The organism is Pseudonocardia kujensis, from assembly GCF_021283305.1.
In the GTDB taxonomy this organism is placed as follows: domain Bacteria; phylum Actinomycetota; class Actinomycetes; order Mycobacteriales; family Pseudonocardiaceae; genus Pseudonocardia; species Pseudonocardia kujensis.
The window spans coordinates 12,772-30,065 of record NZ_JAJSOK010000084.1; the positions used below are offsets into that span (position 1 = coordinate 12,772).

At 72.5% G+C, this 17,294-nt stretch carries 17 protein-coding genes; 7 read left to right on the plus strand and 10 right to left on the minus strand.

The window, feature by feature from the left end:
* Nucleotides 1-31: 31 nt before the first annotated feature.
* Nucleotides 32-310: a hypothetical protein gene (locus LWC35_RS34475; protein ID WP_232874696.1), complete on the plus strand. Its 279-nt coding sequence runs from the start codon at nt 32-34 to the stop codon at nt 308-310.
* Here the strand turns inward: LWC35_RS34475 and LWC35_RS34480 are convergent.
* The 6 genes from LWC35_RS34480 to LWC35_RS34505 are packed head-to-tail and all read right to left on the minus strand — an operon-like array spanning nt 297 to nt 6,894.
* The gene (locus tag LWC35_RS34480) at nt 297-2,123 is read right to left on the minus strand and encodes a potassium channel family protein (RefSeq protein WP_232874697.1); all 1,827 of its coding nucleotides are present in this window, start codon (nt 2,121-2,123) and stop codon (nt 297-299) included. The two genes, LWC35_RS34475 and LWC35_RS34480, sit on opposite strands and share 14 nt — an antisense overlap.
* 6 nt (nt 2,124-2,129) lie before the next feature.
* Nucleotides 2,130-2,516 (minus strand): DUF6394 family protein, encoded by a 387-nt coding sequence (locus LWC35_RS34485; protein WP_232874698.1) that lies wholly within the window; start codon nt 2,514-2,516, stop codon nt 2,130-2,132.
* Nucleotides 2,513-2,944 carry a DUF2784 domain-containing protein gene (locus LWC35_RS34490; protein WP_232874699.1) on the minus strand — a complete coding sequence of 144 codons (432 nt, stop codon included), beginning with the start codon at nt 2,942-2,944 and terminating at the stop codon, nt 2,513-2,515. Before LWC35_RS34490 ends, LWC35_RS34485 begins: the two co-directional genes overlap by 4 nt.
* A gap of 56 nt (nt 2,945-3,000) precedes the next feature.
* Nucleotides 3,001-3,483, minus strand: coding sequence for a hypothetical protein (locus tag LWC35_RS34495; protein WP_232874700.1), 483 nt, complete (start codon nt 3,481-3,483; stop codon nt 3,001-3,003).
* Entirely contained in the window at nt 3,480-5,447 is a 1,968-nt protein-coding gene (locus LWC35_RS34500; RefSeq protein WP_232874701.1) for a primary-amine oxidase, read from the minus strand. The genes LWC35_RS34495 and LWC35_RS34500 overlap by 4 nt, the downstream gene beginning before the upstream one ends.
* A gap of 16 nt (nt 5,448-5,463) precedes the next feature.
* A complete protein-coding gene (locus LWC35_RS34505; RefSeq protein ID WP_232874702.1) occupies nt 5,464-6,894 on the minus strand; it encodes an APC family permease in 1,431 nt (476 codons plus the stop codon).
* Nucleotides 6,895-7,095: 201 nt separating this feature from the next.
* On the opposite strand from LWC35_RS34505, the gene LWC35_RS34510 reads away from it, so the two are divergent.
* The 3 genes from LWC35_RS34510 (at nt 7,096) to LWC35_RS34520 (ending at nt 9,914) form a co-directional block, all read left to right on the plus strand.
* Complete coding sequence (locus tag LWC35_RS34510; protein ID WP_232874703.1) at nt 7,096-8,550, plus strand: APC family permease; 1,455 nt, start codon at nt 7,096-7,098, stop codon at nt 8,548-8,550.
* Nucleotides 8,547-9,293 carry an IclR family transcriptional regulator gene (locus LWC35_RS34515; RefSeq protein WP_232874704.1) on the plus strand — a complete coding sequence of 249 codons (747 nt, stop codon included), beginning with the start codon at nt 8,547-8,549 and terminating at the stop codon, nt 9,291-9,293. The genes LWC35_RS34510 and LWC35_RS34515 overlap by 4 nt, the downstream gene beginning before the upstream one ends.
* 132 nt (nt 9,294-9,425) lie before the next feature.
* Nucleotides 9,426-9,914 (plus strand): SRPBCC family protein, encoded by a 489-nt coding sequence (locus LWC35_RS34520; RefSeq protein WP_232874705.1) that lies wholly within the window; start codon nt 9,426-9,428, stop codon nt 9,912-9,914.
* A 269-nt stretch (nt 9,915-10,183) separates the two neighbouring features.
* On the opposite strand, the gene LWC35_RS34525 is transcribed toward LWC35_RS34520, so the two are convergent.
* The 3 genes from LWC35_RS34525 to LWC35_RS34535 are packed head-to-tail and all read right to left on the minus strand — an operon-like array spanning nt 10,184 to nt 13,297.
* Nucleotides 10,184-10,459, minus strand: coding sequence for a hypothetical protein (locus LWC35_RS34525; RefSeq protein ID WP_232874706.1), 276 nt, complete (start codon nt 10,457-10,459; stop codon nt 10,184-10,186).
* An 8-nt stretch (nt 10,460-10,467) separates the two neighbouring features.
* Nucleotides 10,468-10,938: a (2Fe-2S)-binding protein gene (locus tag LWC35_RS34530; RefSeq protein ID WP_232868035.1), complete on the minus strand. Its 471-nt coding sequence runs from the start codon at nt 10,936-10,938 to the stop codon at nt 10,468-10,470.
* A gap of 10 nt (nt 10,939-10,948) precedes the next feature.
* A complete protein-coding gene (locus tag LWC35_RS34535; RefSeq protein WP_232874707.1) occupies nt 10,949-13,297 on the minus strand; it encodes a molybdopterin cofactor-binding domain-containing protein in 2,349 nt (782 codons plus the stop codon).
* 472 nt (nt 13,298-13,769) lie between these two features.
* Between LWC35_RS34535 and LWC35_RS34540 the strand changes: the two genes are divergently transcribed.
* The gene (locus tag LWC35_RS34540) at nt 13,770-14,612 is read left to right on the plus strand and encodes a LuxR C-terminal-related transcriptional regulator (protein ID WP_232874708.1); all 843 of its coding nucleotides are present in this window, start codon (nt 13,770-13,772) and stop codon (nt 14,610-14,612) included.
* A gap of 102 nt (nt 14,613-14,714) precedes the next feature.
* Nucleotides 14,715-16,064: an MFS transporter gene (locus LWC35_RS34545; RefSeq protein WP_232874709.1), complete on the plus strand. Its 1,350-nt coding sequence runs from the start codon at nt 14,715-14,717 to the stop codon at nt 16,062-16,064.
* Nucleotides 16,065-16,113: 49 nt separating this feature from the next.
* On the opposite strand, the gene LWC35_RS34550 is transcribed toward LWC35_RS34545, so the two are convergent.
* Nucleotides 16,114-16,890 (minus strand): TetR/AcrR family transcriptional regulator, encoded by a 777-nt coding sequence (locus LWC35_RS34550; RefSeq protein ID WP_232874710.1) that lies wholly within the window; start codon nt 16,888-16,890, stop codon nt 16,114-16,116.
* Nucleotides 16,891-16,994: 104 nt separating this feature from the next.
* On the opposite strand from LWC35_RS34550, the gene LWC35_RS34555 reads away from it, so the two are divergent.
* Nucleotides 16,995-17,294, plus strand: a 300-nt coding sequence (locus LWC35_RS34555) for an AMP-binding protein (protein ID WP_232874711.1), incomplete at its 3' end; no start/stop codon positions are given.

The window sequence follows — 17,294 nt, forward strand, 5'->3', positions numbered from 1 at the left end:
TGGTTCGGCCGCGGAGCGGGTACTGGTCGCCATGGCAGACGAACGAGGCGGCCGGAGGTCGCCCGAGCACGACCGCGAGCCGGGGGCCCCGGTGCGGGACCGTGCGGCGGGGGGAACCGACCGCACGGTCGAGGCGCACCGTCCGGGGGCGGACGAGGACACCGAGCGCGGTCCGGTCGAGCGGCCCGACGGCGAGTCCGCGGAGCAGGAACGCCCCACCGGCCGCGTCGACCCCGACTCCGAGCACGGCACCCACTCCCCGTCCGGACCGGGCGTGCGCGGGGACCGACCGCCGTTCAGCGGCGGCTGAGCTTGCGCCACAGCCACCCGGCGGGCACCCGCCGCCCCGTCTGCACGTACTCACGGGCGGCGTCGACCAGCACGGTGAGGTCGAGCCCGCGGCGGGCGGCGGTGGCGCCCAGCAGGAGCAGCTCGTCGTCCGGGGCGAGGACGAAGTCGTCGTCCGGGCCCATGACGCACTCCTCCGTGCCGTCCGCCTCCCGCCGCAGGACCATCAGCACGGTGATGCCGAGCCGGTCCTCGCGGCGCTCCGGGTCGCGCAGGACGTCGCCGAGCCGGGCCTCGCCGGACCCGAGCCACCCGAGCAGGGTCGGGGTCTCGTTGCGGTTGAGCCGGATCTTCCACAGCGCAGGCATCCGCCGGCCGCAGTCCGCCGTCACGCGCCGGATCAGGTCCGCCGCCCACGCGTCGCCCTGCTGCGGCACCCCCTGCAGGAAGCGCCAGAGCAACGGGCTGCTGAGCTGGGCGAACACCTCGTGCGCCACGACCTCCGCGGGCACGAGCAGGGAGTCGATCTCCATCGCGGCGAACAGGGGCGCGCTCGCGGCCCGGTTCTGCCGGGCGGCCACGAAGAGCGAGGGGTTGAGCCGGCGGGCGTCGGAGACCATCGAGAGGTTGGTGGTGTCGTTGTCCGTGCCGGCGACGAACCCGACGGCGTCGGCGACGCCGGCGCGTTCCAGGACCGCCGGATCCACGCCGGAGCCCTCGACGGTGGTGACCCCGTCGGCGGGCTCCGGCGGTGTGGCGCGCGGCTCGACCACGGTCACGTCGAGCCCCTCGGCGCGCAGGTCGGCGGTGACCTCTCGGCCGAAGCGGCCGTAGCCGCACACCACCCAGCGACCCTCGCCGGGCGGGCGGCCGCGGGCGGGCAGCTCGGCGCCCGGCCCGCTCTCCAGCCACGTCATGAGCTGGTAGGACGCGGGCGAGCGCATGGCGATCCGCAGGTGGTCGCCGAAGCGGTTGAAGGGGTTGACGACGGTCGGGCTGCCGAAGGCCTGCATGCGCTCGGCGATCGCGGGCGAGACGGTGCGCGCGACCACCGGCAGGTCGGGCCGCAGCAGCGCGGCGGTCATGGCCACGGCGAGGTTGGCCTCGTCGTCGTCGGTGAGGGCGGCGACGGCCTCGCACCGCAGGCTGCGCAGCCCCGCCACGCCGAGATGCCCCGGGTCGCGGGCGTCGGCGACGAGCCCCGGGACGTCCCCGCGGTACGAGCCGAGCTCGAGGGCGTCGATGCGCTCCTCGGCGATGTCGACCACGACGACCCGGCGGCCGAGCGCGTCGAACGCGTGGCACAGCAGTTCCCCGGTGCGCCCGTGGCCGACGATCAGCAGGAACGGCTCGCGCAGCCGCTTGACCTTGCGGGTGAAGTGCTGCAGGGCGAGCGCCCGGCGGAACGCGCGGTCCTGCAGGAGCGCCAGCAGGGTGCCGACGGCGTAGGCCCAGCCGATGACCGTGAGGTAGATCGTGGCGGTGACCCACAGCCGTTGGGCAGGGGTGAAGGTGTTCGGCAGCTCGCCGAAGCCGATCGTCGACGCCGTGTAGCTCATGAAGTAGAAGGCGTCGAAGATGCTCATCCGGTAGGGCGCGCCGGTGGCGTCCTGGCCGGGGACGAGGGTCAGGCCGAACACGCTCACCGCGAAGATCGTGATCAGGACGATGAGCGGGGCGCGCATGCGGCGCAGGACCAGGAAGATCGTGGCCTCGGCCTCGACGGCGGACGCCATCGGGATCCGCCGCCGCAGCCGTCGCGACGGACCGCGCGGGCCCGGGTCCTCGTCCTGGCCCAGCAGCCGCATCCAGAAGGAGAGCAGCGGGTTGCCCATGAGCGCCTACCGGCGGTGGTAGGACACGGTCTCGACCACCAGCAGCACCACCGAGACCACGTTGGCGAACAGCGCGCCGCCGGAGAGCGACACGACGCTCGCCATCGCCGACGGGGTCAGGCCGGTCGCGGCGATGTGGGCCGCGTAGGTCCACGCCAGCGCCGCCGCGACGAGCTGGAGGTCGGCGACCAGGCTGGTGGCGAGGTGGACCGCGCCGATCTGCGTGCGGTCGCCGAACTTCAGGACCGTCGCGACGAGGCTGACGACGATGGCGGCGAACAGCTCGTAGACGTTGTGCAGCGCCGGGTTCGAGATGTCGCCGATGAAGAACCCGAAGTTGAGGGTGGCGGCCAGCAGCACGAAGAAGCCGAACACGACCTTCTCGAGGTTCATGCACGCTCCCGGCTCCGGTCGTCCCGCCCGGGCGACAGGATGGCACGGCGCCGAGGTGCGCGCCTGATCGACATGCGGTGCCGGCGCCGGCGCAGCACGAGCCCGACCCAGGACGCCACCACCAGGCAGCCGATCGCGAGCTGGATCGCCGGCAGGTACTCCCGGGGGTAGACCACGCCGGTCAGGTAGGTGTCGATGAAGCCCCGCGCCAGGCCGTGCTCGCCGGCGAGCCGACGGAACCGGTCCTCCCAGGCCGTGAGCGGGCACGAGACGTGCGCGAACACGCTGACGAGGCCCCACTCGACCGCGGCCGCGTGCAGCACGAGGACCCGCGGCCGACGCCACGCCAGGAACCCGCCGAGCGCGACGAAGGCCAGGAACGCGAAGTGCACCAGCATCACCGCGTCGGCGAGCAGGCGGTACCCCACGCCTCCAGGATGACCCGCCGGATCCTTGCTCACCAGGCCTGACGGCGCGCCGACTCTCAGATCATGGTGAGGAAGGTCGTCGCCATCGCCCCGCTCATGACGAGGTGGGCGACGGGCTCCAGGCGGAGCCCCGGACGTGCGACGGCCGCGAGCCACCGACCGCTCCGGACCGCGAAGTAGCCGGTCAGGGCCAGGCAGGCGGCGGCCGGGGTGAGGCCGTCGTGCATCCCTGCCACCAGTGGCATCGCCACCATCGCGCACCCGGCGACGCAGCTGTGGAGCACGTCGCCGCCCTCGCCCCGTCGTCGGCCGGCCAGCGTGAACAGGCAGGAGACGGCGGCGAGGGCGGCGGACAGCACGAGCTGGCCGGCGGCCATGGCGCCCATGGCGAGCGCCATGCCGCCGTGCCCCAGTGCACCGTGGCGGTGCGCCGTGGTCCCGGGCCGCCCGCCCCGCGCGGCGCGGGCCAGGAAGACCGCCGCGGCGAGCAGGCACGCCGCGCCGACGACCGCCTCCCACCAGCCCGCGCCGTGCATCACCCGGCCTCGCGCTCCTTGCCGGGGCCGTGCACCACGCCGTTCTCCTTGCCGCCGTTCTCGGTGCCGCCGTTCTCCGTGCCGCCGTGGCAGTGGCCGTTGGTCGAGGCCGGGACGTCGAGCGCGGGGTTGCGGTCGAAGAAGCCCGACGGCTTGAGCGTGAAGCCGGTGTAGTCGACCGGCATGATCGGCCAGTCCTCCGGGCGCGGGAAGTGCGTGAGCCCGAAGGTGTGCCACACCACGATGTCCTCGCCGTCGACCGGCCGGTCGGCCTGCACCCAGGCCGGCAGCCCGGCGCCGCCCGGGTTCTGGTTGACGAAGTCGCCGGCGGGGTAGCGCTCGGCCGGGTCGTACTGCGTGACCCAGAGGGCCTTGCTCGCGAACGTGGCGCGGGACCGGATGACCGACTCGTCGTCGGCGAGCAGGGTCGGCTGGCCCTCCGGGTGCAGCGTGTAGCCGACGGGCTGGCCCAGCGCGTTCGTCTTCTCGGTGTTGATGATGTGCCAGACCCGCCCGGTCGACGCGTTCGCGTCGCGCTGGGCGTCGGACTCGCGGGACAGGCGGGTGACCCGGCGCCGGAACGCGTTGCCGTACGGGTTGCCCTCGCCCATCGGGACCCGGGCCGCCTCGATCTCCTCGACGGCGTTGCGCCCGCCGTCGACGGTCATGTCCAGCCGGGCGGAGAACAGGTGCTGGTGGAACGGGGCGCCGAGACCGGGCGCGATCTCGGTGGCGTACTCGCCGGGCGTGCCCGAGGTGAACACGATGCCGGTGGCCTTGCACTCCAGCTCGAGGGTGCCGTCGAGGTAGAGGTACCAGTAGAAGCCGTAGTCGTAGTTGCCGATCGGCGTGAAGAAGCTGATCACCAGCCGGCGCTGGCGGCGCGTCTCGCGGGCCCCGGTGAACATGTCCGAGTGCTTCCAGAGAACGCCGTAGTCCTCCTCGTGCATGCAGATCGCGTTCTGGATGGTCTGCGGGTTGCCGAGGTCGTCGGCGACCACGGCGTCGGTGTAGAGGATGTCGCCGAGGCAGTCGCAGCCCAGCTGCAGCGAGTCGGCGTAGCGGGCGAACATGTACTCGCCGCAGTCGAAGTAGTTCTGCCAGAAGCGCACCGGCGACGGGTCGGCGTAGGGGACGACCATCTCGGCGACGGACGCGCGGTAGCAGATCGGGCGGCCGGCGAAGGCGATCTGGTGCAGGGTCAGGCCCTCGCGCTCGTTGAACCCGATGCGCAGGTCCCACTTGCCCCAGCGGACGTGCCCGTCCTCGACGGTGAACGAGCGGCCCTCCGGCTGCGTGATCTCGATCGGCTTGAGGTCGAGCGGCGGGCCCTGGACCTCGGGGTCGTCGAAGTTGCCGGTCGTCTCGGGCACGGCGTGCTCGGCGTGGTCGACGACGCGGTCCACGGTGCGGGCGGTGAGGTCGACGTAGGCGACGAGCCCGTCGATCGGGTGCGCCCACGGGTGGTCCTTCTCGTGGTCCTGGCGGAAGCCGAAGGCCCGCACCACGCGGCGGCCCGGGTTCTCCGGGTAGTCGTCGAAGGCGCCGGCGGACAGCGGCACCGCCCGGACGGTGGCCGGGTCGATCCCGCGGCGCTCCAGGGCCGCACGCCACTCCGCGGCGCCGTTGAGGATGTCCTCGATCATCTCGAACTCGGTGTCGATGATCGGCGGCTGACCGTCGCGCGGCGGGTCGAGCTCGCGGTTCGAGACGACCGAGCGCGAGTCGCTGGACACCACGACGTCCCAGGAACGGCCGGTGGCGATGTCGAGCAGCACCACGCGGAACCGGCGGTCGGTCGGCCCGCCGGCGAGGACCTCGGCCTTCGGCGGCTCCTCCGGCGCGAAGAAGGTGTAGCGGACGGTCTCGCCGAGCAGCCCGGCGTCGAGCAGGACCTCGCGGACGGTGCGGACCTCCGCCTCGCTCGTCAGGGCGAGCGCGTGGGTGCGGTTCTCGAGGGTGGTCATCTTCGGATGCTCCTTTTCAGGCCGCGTCGGCGGCGGGGGCGGCGGTGGCCGGGAGAGAGCCGGACACGGTGCGCAGGCGGGACCAGACGACGCCGAACACGAACGCGAGGACGAGGACGGCGCCGATGCCGAGGGCCAGCGCGCCCGAGCCGCCGATCAGCGTCGGGAAGTTCGAGACGGTCAGGACGAGGCAGGCGAGCAGGCCGATCAGCCCGAGCGCCGGGGCGATCACGGTGTGCCAGACCCGGGTGTCGGCGCGGCTGCGGCGGAAGTAGACGAGCACGGCGGCGCAGGTCAGCGTCATCAGCCCGAGCACACCGAGGGTCGCGGTGCCGGCCATCCAGGCGAAGACCTGGGTCACCGGGTCCATGCCGGCGATCGCGAAGATCACCAGGAACGCGACGGCGACGACGGTCTGGGTCAGCGAGGCGACGTGCGGCGAGGAGTGCCGCGGGTGGCTGCGCCCCACCGCCGGGTGCAGTGCGCCGGCGTTGCCGAGCGAGAAGTAGTAGCGCGCCAGCACGTTGTGGAAGGACAGCGCGGCGGCGAAGAGGCTGGTCATCAGCAGGACCTGGGCGACGTCACCGCCCGCGGGGCCGAGGACGTTCGTGATCGTCGTGATGATCATGTTGCCGGCGTCGGTGCCCGCGGCCTCGACGGCGGCGGCGTCGCCCCACGCGGACACGACGGCCCAGCTCGAGAGGGTGTAGAAGACGCCGATCAGCAGCAGCGCGGTGTAGGTGGCCCGCGGGATGGTGCGCTGCGGGTCGCGGGCCTCGTCGCGGAAGACCGCGGTGGCCTCGAACCCGATGAACGACGCGATCGCGAACATGATCGCGATGCCGAGCGAGCCGGACACGAACTCCGGGGGCTTCACGAACGCGGTCGAGAGGTGCTCACCGCTGGCGATCACCACGGCGTCGAACACGAGGACGATCGCGACCTCGGCGATCAGCAGGGCGCCGAGCACCTTGCCGGACAGCTCGATGTGCCGGTACCCGAGCACGCCGACGATCGCGGCCACGACCAGCGACCACACCCACCACGGCAGGGCGGGTCCGCCCCAGTGCTGGACCAGGGCGTCGATCACCGCACCGATGTAGCCGAACACCGCCAGCTGCACCGCGGCGTAGGTGACCAGGGCGAGGAAGGCGGAGCCGAGACCCAGGCGCTTGCCGAGCCCCTTCTGCACGTAGGCGTAGAAGGCGCCGGCGTTCGGGACGTGCTTGCTCATCGCGCAGAACCCGACGGCGAACAGCAGCAGGATCCCGCAGCACAGGGCGAAGGTGGTGGGGAAGGCGGCGCCGTTGCCCGCGGCCAGGCCCAGCGGGACGGTGCCGGCGATGACGGTCAGCGGCGCGGCTGCGGCGACGACCATGAACACGATCGACCCCACGCCGAGCCTGCCGGTGAGGGTGTGTGGTCGATCCGAACCCGTGACGCTCATGAGCGGCTCTCCAGGTGACTCGGAAGAGTGATGCCGAACACCGTGCGGGGCGGCGCGGCGTGAGTCAAAGCACATTCTCATTCGGGACGGGCGACGGCCGGGTGGTTCTCATTCGACCCGTCGACGCTGGTCATCGCGATGCAGACTGTGGCTAACATTCCCCACCTACGCTCGGGGCCGTGCGTGGGAGAGGGGCGTCGGATGCGCGATGACGCGCGCTTGCGGCTGCGCAGCCGGTCACCGGTCGAAGGGCTGGAACGACGCCGGCTGGGCCCGCTCGAGGTGTTCGCCCAGTCGGTCTCGGGCGCGGCGCCGTCGGCCGCGATGGCCGCCACCCCGGCGATCGTCGCCGTGTCCGCGGGGCACGGGACGGTGTGGTCGTTCGTCATCGCGACCGTCCTGGCGTTGCTCGTCGCGGGCTGCATCGCCCGGTTCACCCGGCGCATGGCCGCGTCCGGCGGGCTGTACAGCCTGACCGCGAAGGGGCTCACGCCGGCGGCCGCCTACGCCAGCGCGCTGGCCTCGCTGCTCGGGTACGGGTTGCTGGCCGCCGGCGCCCTGGTGGGCGCCACGCTCTACCTCGGGGCCCTGTTCGACGTCCTGTGGGGCACGAGTGGCGGCCGCGTCGGCGCCGCGGTGGTGATGGCGGTGATCGGGCTCGGCACCGGGGTGCTGGTGCTGCGCGGGGCCCGGCTCTCGGCGCGGGTCGTGCTGCTGGCCGAGAGCATCTCCATCACCTTGATGCTGATCGTGTTCTCGCTGCTGCTCGCGGGCGGACCGGCCGCGGCCGCGGCGCCCGCCGACGCGACGGCGATGCCGCCGCCGGGCTTCGGCGGCATCGTCGCCGGCGTCCTGCCGGCGCTGGCCGCCTTCATCGGGTTCGAGATCGCCACCTCGCTCGGCACGGAGGTGCGCCGGCCCTTCCGCAGCGTGCCGCGGGCCGTGGGGCTGACCGCCGCCGTGGCCGGGGTGCTGTACGTCTTCGCCGCCCAGGTCCAGGTCTTCGGCTTCTCCGCCACCCCGGGCGGCCTGGCGGGTCAGGCCGAACCGGTGGTGGCGCTCGCCGCGGCGAAGGGTTGGGGCTGGTTGCCGGTGCTGCTCGACCTCGGCCTGGTCATGTCCTTCGTGGCCTGCGGCCTGGCCACGGCGACGGCGTTGGCCCGGGTGCTGTTCTCGCTCTCCCGGGACGGGGTGGCCCCGCAGGCGTTCGGCCGCACCCACCGGCGCTTCCGGACCCCGCACCTCGCCGTGCTCGCGTCCGTGCCCGTGACGACCGGGGTGCCGGTGGTGCTGCTCGCCGCCGGCGTCCCCCTCCCGACGGTGCTGGTCACGGTCCTGACCCTCGCGGCCTGCGGCTTCCTGCTCGCCTACCTGCTCGTCTGCGCGGCGGCCCCGGTGTTCCTGCACCGGATCGGCGAGCTGACCTGGCCCGCGGTCGCCGTCAGCGCGGTGATCGTGCCGATCCTGCTGATCGTGCTCGTGGCGTTCGTGGTGACGCGCCCGCTCTCGGGTGCCCTGCTCGGCGGGCTCGCGGTGCTCGGTGCCGTCGGGTACCTGCTGCTGCGCCGGCGGCGGCCGGAGGCCCTCGCCGGCATCGGGGTGTACGACGAGACGACGACCGCCGACGTCCTCTTCCCCCACCGCGGCGCGGCATGACGGCACCCCTCCCGCTGTCCGGGCGGCAGCCGAAGGCCGTGCGCAGCGCGCTGCACGTGCTCGAGGAGGTCGTCTCCGCAGGTCCCGGCGTCACGGCCAAGGAGATCTCCGAGTCGCTCGCGATGCCGCAGGCCACGACCTACCGGATCCTCAACCTGCTGGTCGCCGAGGAGTACCTGGTCCGGCTGCCCGACCTGAGCGGGTTCGCCCTCGGGCGCCGGGCGGCCCGGCTCGCCCTGCCCGCGGCGGCCACGCTCACCACCGCGGCGCGCGCGGTCGTCGACCACATGCGGGCACAGACCCGATGGGCCGTGCACGTCGCCTCGTTCGCGGCCGAGCAGATCTCGCTCGTCGATCCCGATCCCGACCATCCCGCCCCGGATGCCGGGGCGCTGGCGCGGTTCCCGTACGCGTTCGCGCTGGGCCGGCTGCTGCTGGCCGAGCAGGCGGACTGGCGGGCACTGGTGCGCGACGTCCGCCCGTTCACGGCGCGCACGGTGACGTCGGAGTCGGAGCTGGACCGGACGTTGAAGGCGGTCGCGCGCGACGGGCTGGCCCGGCAGTGCGGGGAGTTCCGGGAGGACCGGGGCTGCATCGCCGTGCCGATCCGCGGGCCGCGGGACGGCCGGCTGGTCGCGGGGATCGCCCTCGCGGGGCCGACCGCCCGGATCGCGGAGCCCAACGAGGAGATCATCCGGCTCCTGCGCGACCACGCGGCACGGCTGGCCCCGCTGCTGGCGTGACCGGCTCGACGCGGCTGGCAAGGGTCGTCTTGTACGTACTCCGGATGCCGGGGTGACGGCCCTGGGCGCGAGTACCTTGCGGGGCCCGCAGGCCTCGAGGGAGGACGTCCGGCATCGGGAGGTGCGGCAGACATGAGCGACGCCAAGCAGATGGAGGTCAGCAGGGTCGTCCACGCCCCGGCCGCACGGGTCTTCGCCGTCCTCGCGGATCCGCGGCGCCACCCGACGATCGACGGCTCGGGCATGCTGCAGGGCACCAGGAGCGATTCGATCACCGCGGCCGGGCAGGAGTTCGCGATGCGCATGCATCACGACGCCCTCGGTGACTATCAGACCGTGAACACGGTCACCGTCTTCGAACCCGACGTCGTCGTCGGCTGGGCTCCGCGTCTCGATACCGGCTTCGAGTGCGAACTGGTCGGGAAGCTCGCCGACATCAGGACCGGTGGGCACACCTACACCTACCGCCTCCGCGAGGCCGGCGACGGCACGGAGGTCACCGAGACCTACGACTGGTCCGGCGTGGCCGACCCGCAGTTCGAGGCGTTCTGCCCGTTCGTGACCCGCGAGCAGCTCGCCGGCACCCTCGAGAACCTCGCCCGCGCCGTCGAGGCGCGCTGACGAGCGATCCCGAGGACGGGACGGCGACATGCGTCTGCCCCGAGGCCGGATGGCGGGGCCTCGGGGCAGACGCGTCCTGCGCGACCGCACCGCACCCGTCCGATGCTCCCCAGCACGAACGGGCGCTCTGACGACGTGTGGTGCGCGGGCCGTCGAGCACTATGGCTCCATGACGCTCGTTTCCGCGCGTTCTGAGCGCATTATGGTTCCATAACGCGATTCTGGGGCCGGGGAATGGTGCGTTATGGAACCATGATGGGTTGGGTGGGTCAGTCGAAGGGGCCGTTGAGGAGGCCGTTCGCGGGGCCGTCGAGGTAGTTGAAGCCGGGGTCGGGGAACTCGGTTTCGAGGCCGTCGGCGCCGGTGGGGCCGTTGCCGTCGGCGGCGTCGAGGAAGGAGGTGGCGGCGGTCTGGGCGGTGGCCTGGGTGGCGCTGGCGCCCTGGGCGAGGTCGGCGGTGGGGGCTTCGGCCGCGAATGCGGTGCCGGTGCCGACCGGCAGCAGCGCGCCGCCGAGGGCGAGGGTGCAGAGGATGCGTTTTTTCATTCCGGTCCTCACATGTTGTCCGCGCCGGCCTTGATGGCTTCGCGGATGCGTTGGTAGGTGCCGCAGCGGCAGATGTTGCGGATTTCTTCGATGGCGGCGTCGTCGAGGTCGCGGCCTTCGCGTTGGCATTGGCGGACCTTGGCGACGGCGGCCATGATCTGGCCGGGTTGGCAGTAGCCGCATTGGGGGACGTCGCGGTCGAGCCAGGCTTGTTGCATGGGGTGGAGGTCGTCGCCGTCGGCGAGGCCTTCGATGGTGGTGATCTCGTCGGACTCGTGGATGGCGCCCACGGGGACGGAGCAGGGGTTGAAGGCCTTGCCGTTGATGTGGCAGGTGCAGGCCTTGCAGACGTTGATGCCGCAGCCGTACTTGGGGCCGGTGATGCCGAGCATGTCGCGGATGACCCAGAGCAGGCGGACGTCGTCCTCGACGTCCACGGTGACCCGCTCGCCGTTGAGCGTGAAGGTGTGCGTGGGCATGGAGGTCTCCTCAGTAGGTGTGGCGGAGGCCGTCGGTCGGCGACTCGGGGATCGGGGGCACGAGTGGTTTGGGCTCGAAGGGGAACGGGTCCTTGTGGTTGATCGGGAAGTACTCCGGGGTCTTCCCGGTCGCCCGGGCGTAGGCGCAGGCGATGGCGCCGCAGGTCGCGGCGAGCCCGAACTCCCCGGCGCCGCCCGGCTCGTCCCCCGGCGAGTCGAGGATGATGATGTTCATCTCGGGCGGGGTGTTCCACTGCCGGGTGTAGAAGTAGTTGTCCCAGCTGGCCTCGACGAAGTGCCCGTCGGTCAGGTGCAGGCTGGAGCTGAGGATCAGCGCGATGGCGTCGTTGATGCCGCCCATGATCTGCGCCTCGAGCCCGCGCGGGTTGATCACGAGGCCGATCTCCACGGCGAAGGTCACGCGGGTGACGCGCGGCCCGGTGACCCCCTCGCGGATCTCGCGGTTCACCGTCTCCGGCCGGCAGTCGATCTCGACCAGGGCGGCGGAGACGCCCTTGTACTCGGTGTGGAAGCCGAGGCCCTGGGCGGTGCCCTTCTTCATCGACCGGCCCCAGCGGCCCTCCTTGGCCACGGCGTCGAGCACGGCCCGCATGCGGTCGTTGCGCAGGAACGCCCGTCGGAACTCGTAGGGGTCCTGGCCGACCTTCGCGGCGAGCTGGTCGGTGACGACCTCGCGGGCGGTCGCGACGTCGGGCGAGTACACGTTGCGCATCGACGACGTGTTGAAGCCCATCTCGACCTCGTTGAGCAGCCGCGTGGACACGCCGTAGTCGTAGGGCGTGGTCTGGGTCAGCTCGAAGATCGACTCGGCGAACGTGAGGTTGCCGAGCGGGGCCCGCGCACCGGTGGCGGTGATCGCGTCGCCGAGGCCGTGGGTGAAGTCGGTGGCGACGCTGGTGTGCCGCTGCTCGAAGCTGAGGACCGAGTCCTTGGTGACCGAGGCGCGGATCCGCGAGGTCGCCATCGGGTGCACCCGGCCCTGGCGCGAGTCGTCGGCGCGGGTCCACATCAGCTTGACGGGCTTGCCCATCGTCTGCGAGACCTCGGCCGCCTCCAGCGCGGCGTCCCAGAACAGCTTGCGGCCGAAGGAGCCGCCGCCCTGGGTCACGTGCACGGTCACCGCGCTCTGCGGGATCCCCAACTTCCTGGCGATCGCCGCCTGCGCCGTGACCGGGTTCTTCATCGGGCCCCAGATCTCGGCCCGGCCGCCGCGCACGTCGGCGATCGCGCAGTTGGTCTCCAGGGAGCTGTTGGACTTGAAGTAGAAGGTGAACGAGGCGTCGACGGTCTCGCCCACCCCCGCGGGGACCGTCATCGGCAGCTCGGCCGCCCTGAGCTTCGCGAGGATGGTCTCGTCGCTCTCGCCGTGCACCGTGCCGTCGTTCCAGTTCACCCGCAGCGCCCGGACGCCGTCGATGGCCTGGCCGAAGGTCTTCGCGCGCACCGCGACGCCGGTGGAGACCACCTCGACGTCGGTCACGCCCGGCATGTCCCGGACCTCGTCGATGTTCTCGACGCTGTCGGGGGTGCCGTTGAGGTCCGGCGCCCGGCAGATCACCGTCGGCAGCGCGTCGGGGATCTGCAGGTCGGTGGCGAAGCACTTCTTGCCGGTGACGATGTCGCGGGCGTCGGTCTTGTTGTGCGGCTTGCCGATGATCCGGAAGTCCTCGCGCGGCTTCAGGACGACCTCGACCTGCTCGTCGACGCGGCTGGCCGCGGCCTCGGTGAGCTCGCCGTAGGACAGCGCCCGGCCGGCGGCCCCGGTGATCAGGCCGCTGCGCGCGGTCAGCGTGCGCACGTCCTGCTGGAGGATCTGGGCGGCCGCGTCGAGCAGCCGCATCTGCGCCAGCGCCGCCGCCACCCGGATCGGGGTGTACGTGGTGAAGGTGGTGCTCGACCCGCCCGTGATCTGGTTGAACAGCAGCTCGGGACGGGCGTCGGCGAGCGTGACGACGACCTGCTCGACCTCGAGGCCCATCTCCTCGGCGATGATCATCTGCGTCGAGGTGACGATGCCCTGGCCGTTGTCCGAGCGGGGCAGCGCGAAGGAGACGGTGCCGTCCTTGTTGACCTCGATGCGGATGAGGTTCGCGGTCGGCCGGGAGGCGTCGCGCAGCAGGTCGAGCAGGTCGTAGGCCTCGGGGGTCTGCGGGGCCGAGGGGATGGGTGCCGCGGAGGCCGACGGGCCGTCGAACACGGTCTGGCGGGTGAACTCGGCCGCGACCACCAGGGTCGGCGCGGCGACGAGATAACCGAGGAACTTGCGACGCCCCAGGGGCGCGCGCAGTCCGGTTCCCGGTTCCTTGGCCTTCGGGGGAGCGAAGCGGTGGTTGGCCATGGTGGTCCTCTTCGTCGGGGGCCTGCCCCGTCGGGCGCGGGAGGGACGCCGTCCGGGGGACTTGCCGCAGCAACGACCAACCGGGAGTTCGGTCGCATCCGGGCAGGGGACGGACGTCTCCGACCCGCTGCGGTCCGTGACGTCGGGATCCGGGTCGGGGCCGGCTGCTCACCCGACGGAGGGGGGCGACGGGGTCGATCTCGACGTCGAGCAACGGGTGCGACCGGCGCCGGCGGGGCGCGCCGGCTGACGTCACTCGTTCCGGTCAACCCCGGCAACCGGCGCATCGGCTACCGCCTTAAGTGGGTAGGGCAGGAGGTTCGGCACTGCTCCCGGCCGTCCGTCGTGCCACGGAGAGTTGACGAAACGGACACGATCTGTAGACACTTCGCCGCCGTCTCCGTCGTGCTCGGGGAGCGACCGCCACCCGGCCGGGGCTCCGCCGCCCGACCCGATCCGAGAGGACCCGGCCGTGGTCAGCGTCGACTCCGCCCACCGCTCCCCCGAGCGCGCCCTCCGGACGCGCCTGCTCGACCTGCAGCGCGCCACCGGCCTTCCCGTGGTGTTCGGCGGCGCGGTCCCCGGCGGGACGCGCGAGGGGCGGTTCGCGATCACCGCACAGGTCGGGACGATCAGCGACGCCCTGTCGGGGCTGGTCATCCGACGCGGCCGCGGACTGGGCGGGACCGCCCTCGAGCGGGGCGTGCCCTGCCGGGTCGACGACTACGCCGCGGCCCGCGCGATCACCCACGACTACGACACGATGGTCGCCGAGGAGAAGCTGACCTCGATCTTCGCCTTCCCCGTGCGGGTCGACGGCGAGGTCCGCAGCGTCCTCTACGGTGCGGTCCGCTCCGGCGACCCGATCGGCGACCGCACGCTTCGGCAGGCCGGCCTGATCGCCTCGCAGCTGCAGGCGGACCTCCGCAGCGCTCCTGCGGCCGGTCCCGCGCCGGGGGACGACGGGGCCGGCGACGGCACCCGCCGCGCGCTCGTGGAGCTGGCCGACATCATCGCCGGCACCTCCGACGCCCGGCTCCGCGAACGGCTGGCCCGCATCCACCGCGAGTTCAGCGGTGCGCCCGGCGCACCCGAGTCGACCGACCCGACGGCCGACGGGCCCGAGCGGCTCACCCGCCGGGAGGCCGACGTCCTCCGGCTCGTCGCCCTCGGGGCCAGCAACTCCGAGATCGCCGACCAGCTCAACCTCAGCGTGCAGACCGTGAAGGCGTATCTGCGATCGGCGATGCGGAAGCTGAAGGTGCGCAACCGGACCGCGGCCGTGCACGTCGGGCGTGCGGCCGGGCTGTTCTGACGGGCGATTCCTCCCGTACTACCCCCTTTCGGGCGTAGCCGAGCACTGCCGACCCGGACACCCTGTGCGGAACTTCCCGAACGGAACCGCAGGAGGACGACGATGTCCACGTCCGCACCGCACGCCCGGCGGCAGACCCCGATGTGGCGGGTCGCGACCGCGAGCTGCGTCGGCACGACGATCGAGTTCTACGACTTCTTCATCTACGGCACCGCCGCGGCCCTGGTCTTCCCGAAGGTGTTCTTCCCGGCGCTCGGGGCGACGGCCGGCACGGTCGCGTCCTTCGCCACCTTCGCGGTCGCGTTCGTCGCCCGCCCGCTCGGCGCCGTCCTCTTCGGGCACTACGGCGACCGCATCGGGCGCAAGCGCACCCTGATCAGCACGCTCCTGCTGATGGGGATCTCGACGATGCTCATCGGGCTGCTGCCCGACGCGGCGACCATCGGGGTCGCCGCGCCGATCCTGCTCGTGGTCCTGCGGTTCGCGCAGGGCCTCGCCGTCGGCGGCGAGTGGGCGGGCGCCGCGCTGCTGACGGCGGAGTACGCGCCGCCGAACAAGCGCGGGCTCTACGGGATCTTCCCGCAGCTCGGCCCGGCCTTCGCGTTCGCGTTGTCGAGCGCGACCTTCCTCGTCACCGGGCTGGTGCTGGGCGACGGCGACGAGGCGTTCCTGAGCTACGGCTGGCGGATCCCGTTCCTGGTCAGCATCGTCCTGGTGGCGGTCGGCTTCTACATCCGCACCACCATCGAGGAGACCCCGGCCTTCCGCGCGGTGCAGCAGACCCCGGCGTCGGGCCCGCGCGTGCCCTTCCTCGAGGTGCTACGGGCGCAGCCGCGCGAGGTGTTCCTGGCGGCCGGGTCGCTGACCATGCTGTTCGCGTTCTTCTACATGGGCACGGCCTACCTGACCAGCTACGGCACCAACCCGCAGGGCGCCGGGCTGAGCCGTCCGGTCGTGCTCGGCATCGGCATCGGGGCCTCGGTGTTCTTCGCGGTGGCCATCGCGGTGTCCGGGATCGTGTCGGACCGGTTCGGCCGCCGGCGCGTGATCATGACGTCGTGCACCGCGGGCGTGGCCTGGGCGCTGGTGCTGTTCCCGTTGCTGGACACCGGGACCGCGGTCGCCTTCGCGATCGGGCTGACCGTCACGCTGATCATCTTCGCGGTGTCGTACGGGCCCGCCGGCTCGTTCGTGCCGGAGCTGTTCGTGACCCGGCACCGCTACACGGGCGCCGGTCTGGGCTACAACCTGGCCGGCGTGCTGGGCGGCGCGGTGCCCCCGCTGCTGGCTCCGGGGCTCGCGGCCTCGTTCGGCAGCGTCGCGATCGGCGGGCTGCTGGCGGTGACGGCCGTGCTGAGCCTGGCCTGCACCTACGCCCTGCGCGAGACCAGCCGCAGCGACCTCGGCCGTGAGGACGAGGTCGGCGGCGCCCAGGCCGCGGCGACGGCCTGACCGTCGCCGGGCCCGTGCCGGTCACCGGGGAGCGCTCGGGGAGCAGTTCCTAGGGCGCGGTCGGCACGGGCTCGGCGCGGTCCCCGCCCGGGTTCTCGGAGGTGGGGTCGTCGGGAGCCCCGTGTCCGGAGGCGGGGTGGTCGGGGCCGGGGTCGTCGGAGGCGCTGCGCCCCGGCGCCCTCCGGACGGTCTCGATCGCCGCGCTGACCAGCTCGTCGAGCTCCGGGTCGGCTCCGGGGCGGGGGACGAGCCCGGCAAGGATGTCGTGCGCGAAGAGCCGGGCGATGTCCTCGACGGTCTGCGGGCCGTCCGGGCGGTACCAGGTCCAGGCGTAGTTGCACATGCCGAAGACCTGGAGCGCCGTCATCTGCGGGTCCGGCGTGCGCAGCAGTCCCTGCTCCACCCCGGCGCGCAGGATGTCGACGACGATCTCGGTGTAACGGACCCGCTGCTTGCGGACGTAGTCGGTGAGGTCGCCGTCGAAGTACCGGACGAGCTCGCGCAGGCAGGCGAGGCTGGCGGCCCGGTCGTCCCGGTGTGCCGCGAGCAGCGCGTAGATCATGGCGACGAGCCGGCTCACCGGGTCGGCGAGGTGGACGTGCACGAAGTCCGCCTCGGCGAAGCGGCGCGCGAAGTAGGCGACGTGCACCTCGCGCAGCAGGGTTTCCTTGTTGCCGAAGTGGTGGACGATCGTGCCCTTGCTCAGGTTCAGCTCGGCGGCGACGTCGCCGAGGCTGGTGTCCGCGTACCCCCGGTCGGCGACGTGCTCGGCGAAGACGCGCAGGATCGCGTCGCGGGAGCTCGCCCGCGGGCCCCGTCCTGGCATCCGCCCACTATAGGGACAGGTCGATCCGTGAGCCTGTTGCTGACCGTACGAGCGGTCAGTTAAGTTGCGTCATCGCCCTGGCGCCGCTGCCACGAGGAGCCCCCATGAGTGCTGCCGCCCCTGCCGTCCCCTCCTACGCCTCCGGAGTCTCCGACGTTCCGTTGTTGGGGGACACGATCGGTGACAATTTCGACCGGACGGTCGCGGCCGATCCGGAGCGGGAGGCGCTGGTCGAGGTGCCGACGGGGCGGCGGTGGAGCTATGCCCGACTCCGTGCGGATGTCGATGCCTTGGCGTTGGGTTTGTTGGCCGACGGGGTGGTGAAGGGGGATCGGGTCGGGATCTGGGCGCCGAACATGGCGGAGTGGACGGTGTTGCAGTACGCGACGGCGAAGATCGGGGCG

Coding starts and splice junctions, on each gene's coding strand:
- LWC35_RS34475 (WP_232874696.1), top strand. CDS start 32: ATGGCAGACGAACGAGGCGGCCGGAGGTCGCCCGAGCACGACCGCGAG.
- LWC35_RS34480 (WP_232874697.1), bottom strand. CDS start 2,123: ATGGGCAACCCGCTGCTCTCCTTCTGGATGCGGCTGCTGGGCCAGGAC.
- LWC35_RS34485 (WP_232874698.1), bottom strand. CDS start 2,516: ATGAACCTCGAGAAGGTCGTGTTCGGCTTCTTCGTGCTGCTGGCCGCC.
- LWC35_RS34500 (WP_232874701.1), bottom strand. CDS start 5,447: ATGACCACCCTCGAGAACCGCACCCACGCGCTCGCCCTGACGAGCGAG.
- LWC35_RS34505 (WP_232874702.1), bottom strand. CDS start 6,894: ATGAGCGTCACGGGTTCGGATCGACCACACACCCTCACCGGCAGGCTC.
- LWC35_RS34510 (WP_232874703.1), top strand. CDS start 7,096: ATGCGCGATGACGCGCGCTTGCGGCTGCGCAGCCGGTCACCGGTCGAA.
- LWC35_RS34515 (WP_232874704.1), top strand. CDS start 8,547: ATGACGGCACCCCTCCCGCTGTCCGGGCGGCAGCCGAAGGCCGTGCGC.
- LWC35_RS34520 (WP_232874705.1), top strand. CDS start 9,426: ATGAGCGACGCCAAGCAGATGGAGGTCAGCAGGGTCGTCCACGCCCCG.
- LWC35_RS34525 (WP_232874706.1), bottom strand. CDS start 10,459: ATGAAAAAACGCATCCTCTGCACCCTCGCCCTCGGCGGCGCGCTGCTG.
- LWC35_RS34530 (WP_232868035.1), bottom strand. CDS start 10,938: ATGCCCACGCACACCTTCACGCTCAACGGCGAGCGGGTCACCGTGGAC.
- LWC35_RS34535 (WP_232874707.1), bottom strand. CDS start 13,297: ATGGCCAACCACCGCTTCGCTCCCCCGAAGGCCAAGGAACCGGGAACC.
- LWC35_RS34545 (WP_232874709.1), top strand. CDS start 14,715: ATGTCCACGTCCGCACCGCACGCCCGGCGGCAGACCCCGATGTGGCGG.
- LWC35_RS34550 (WP_232874710.1), bottom strand. CDS start 16,890: ATGCCAGGACGGGGCCCGCGGGCGAGCTCCCGCGACGCGATCCTGCGC.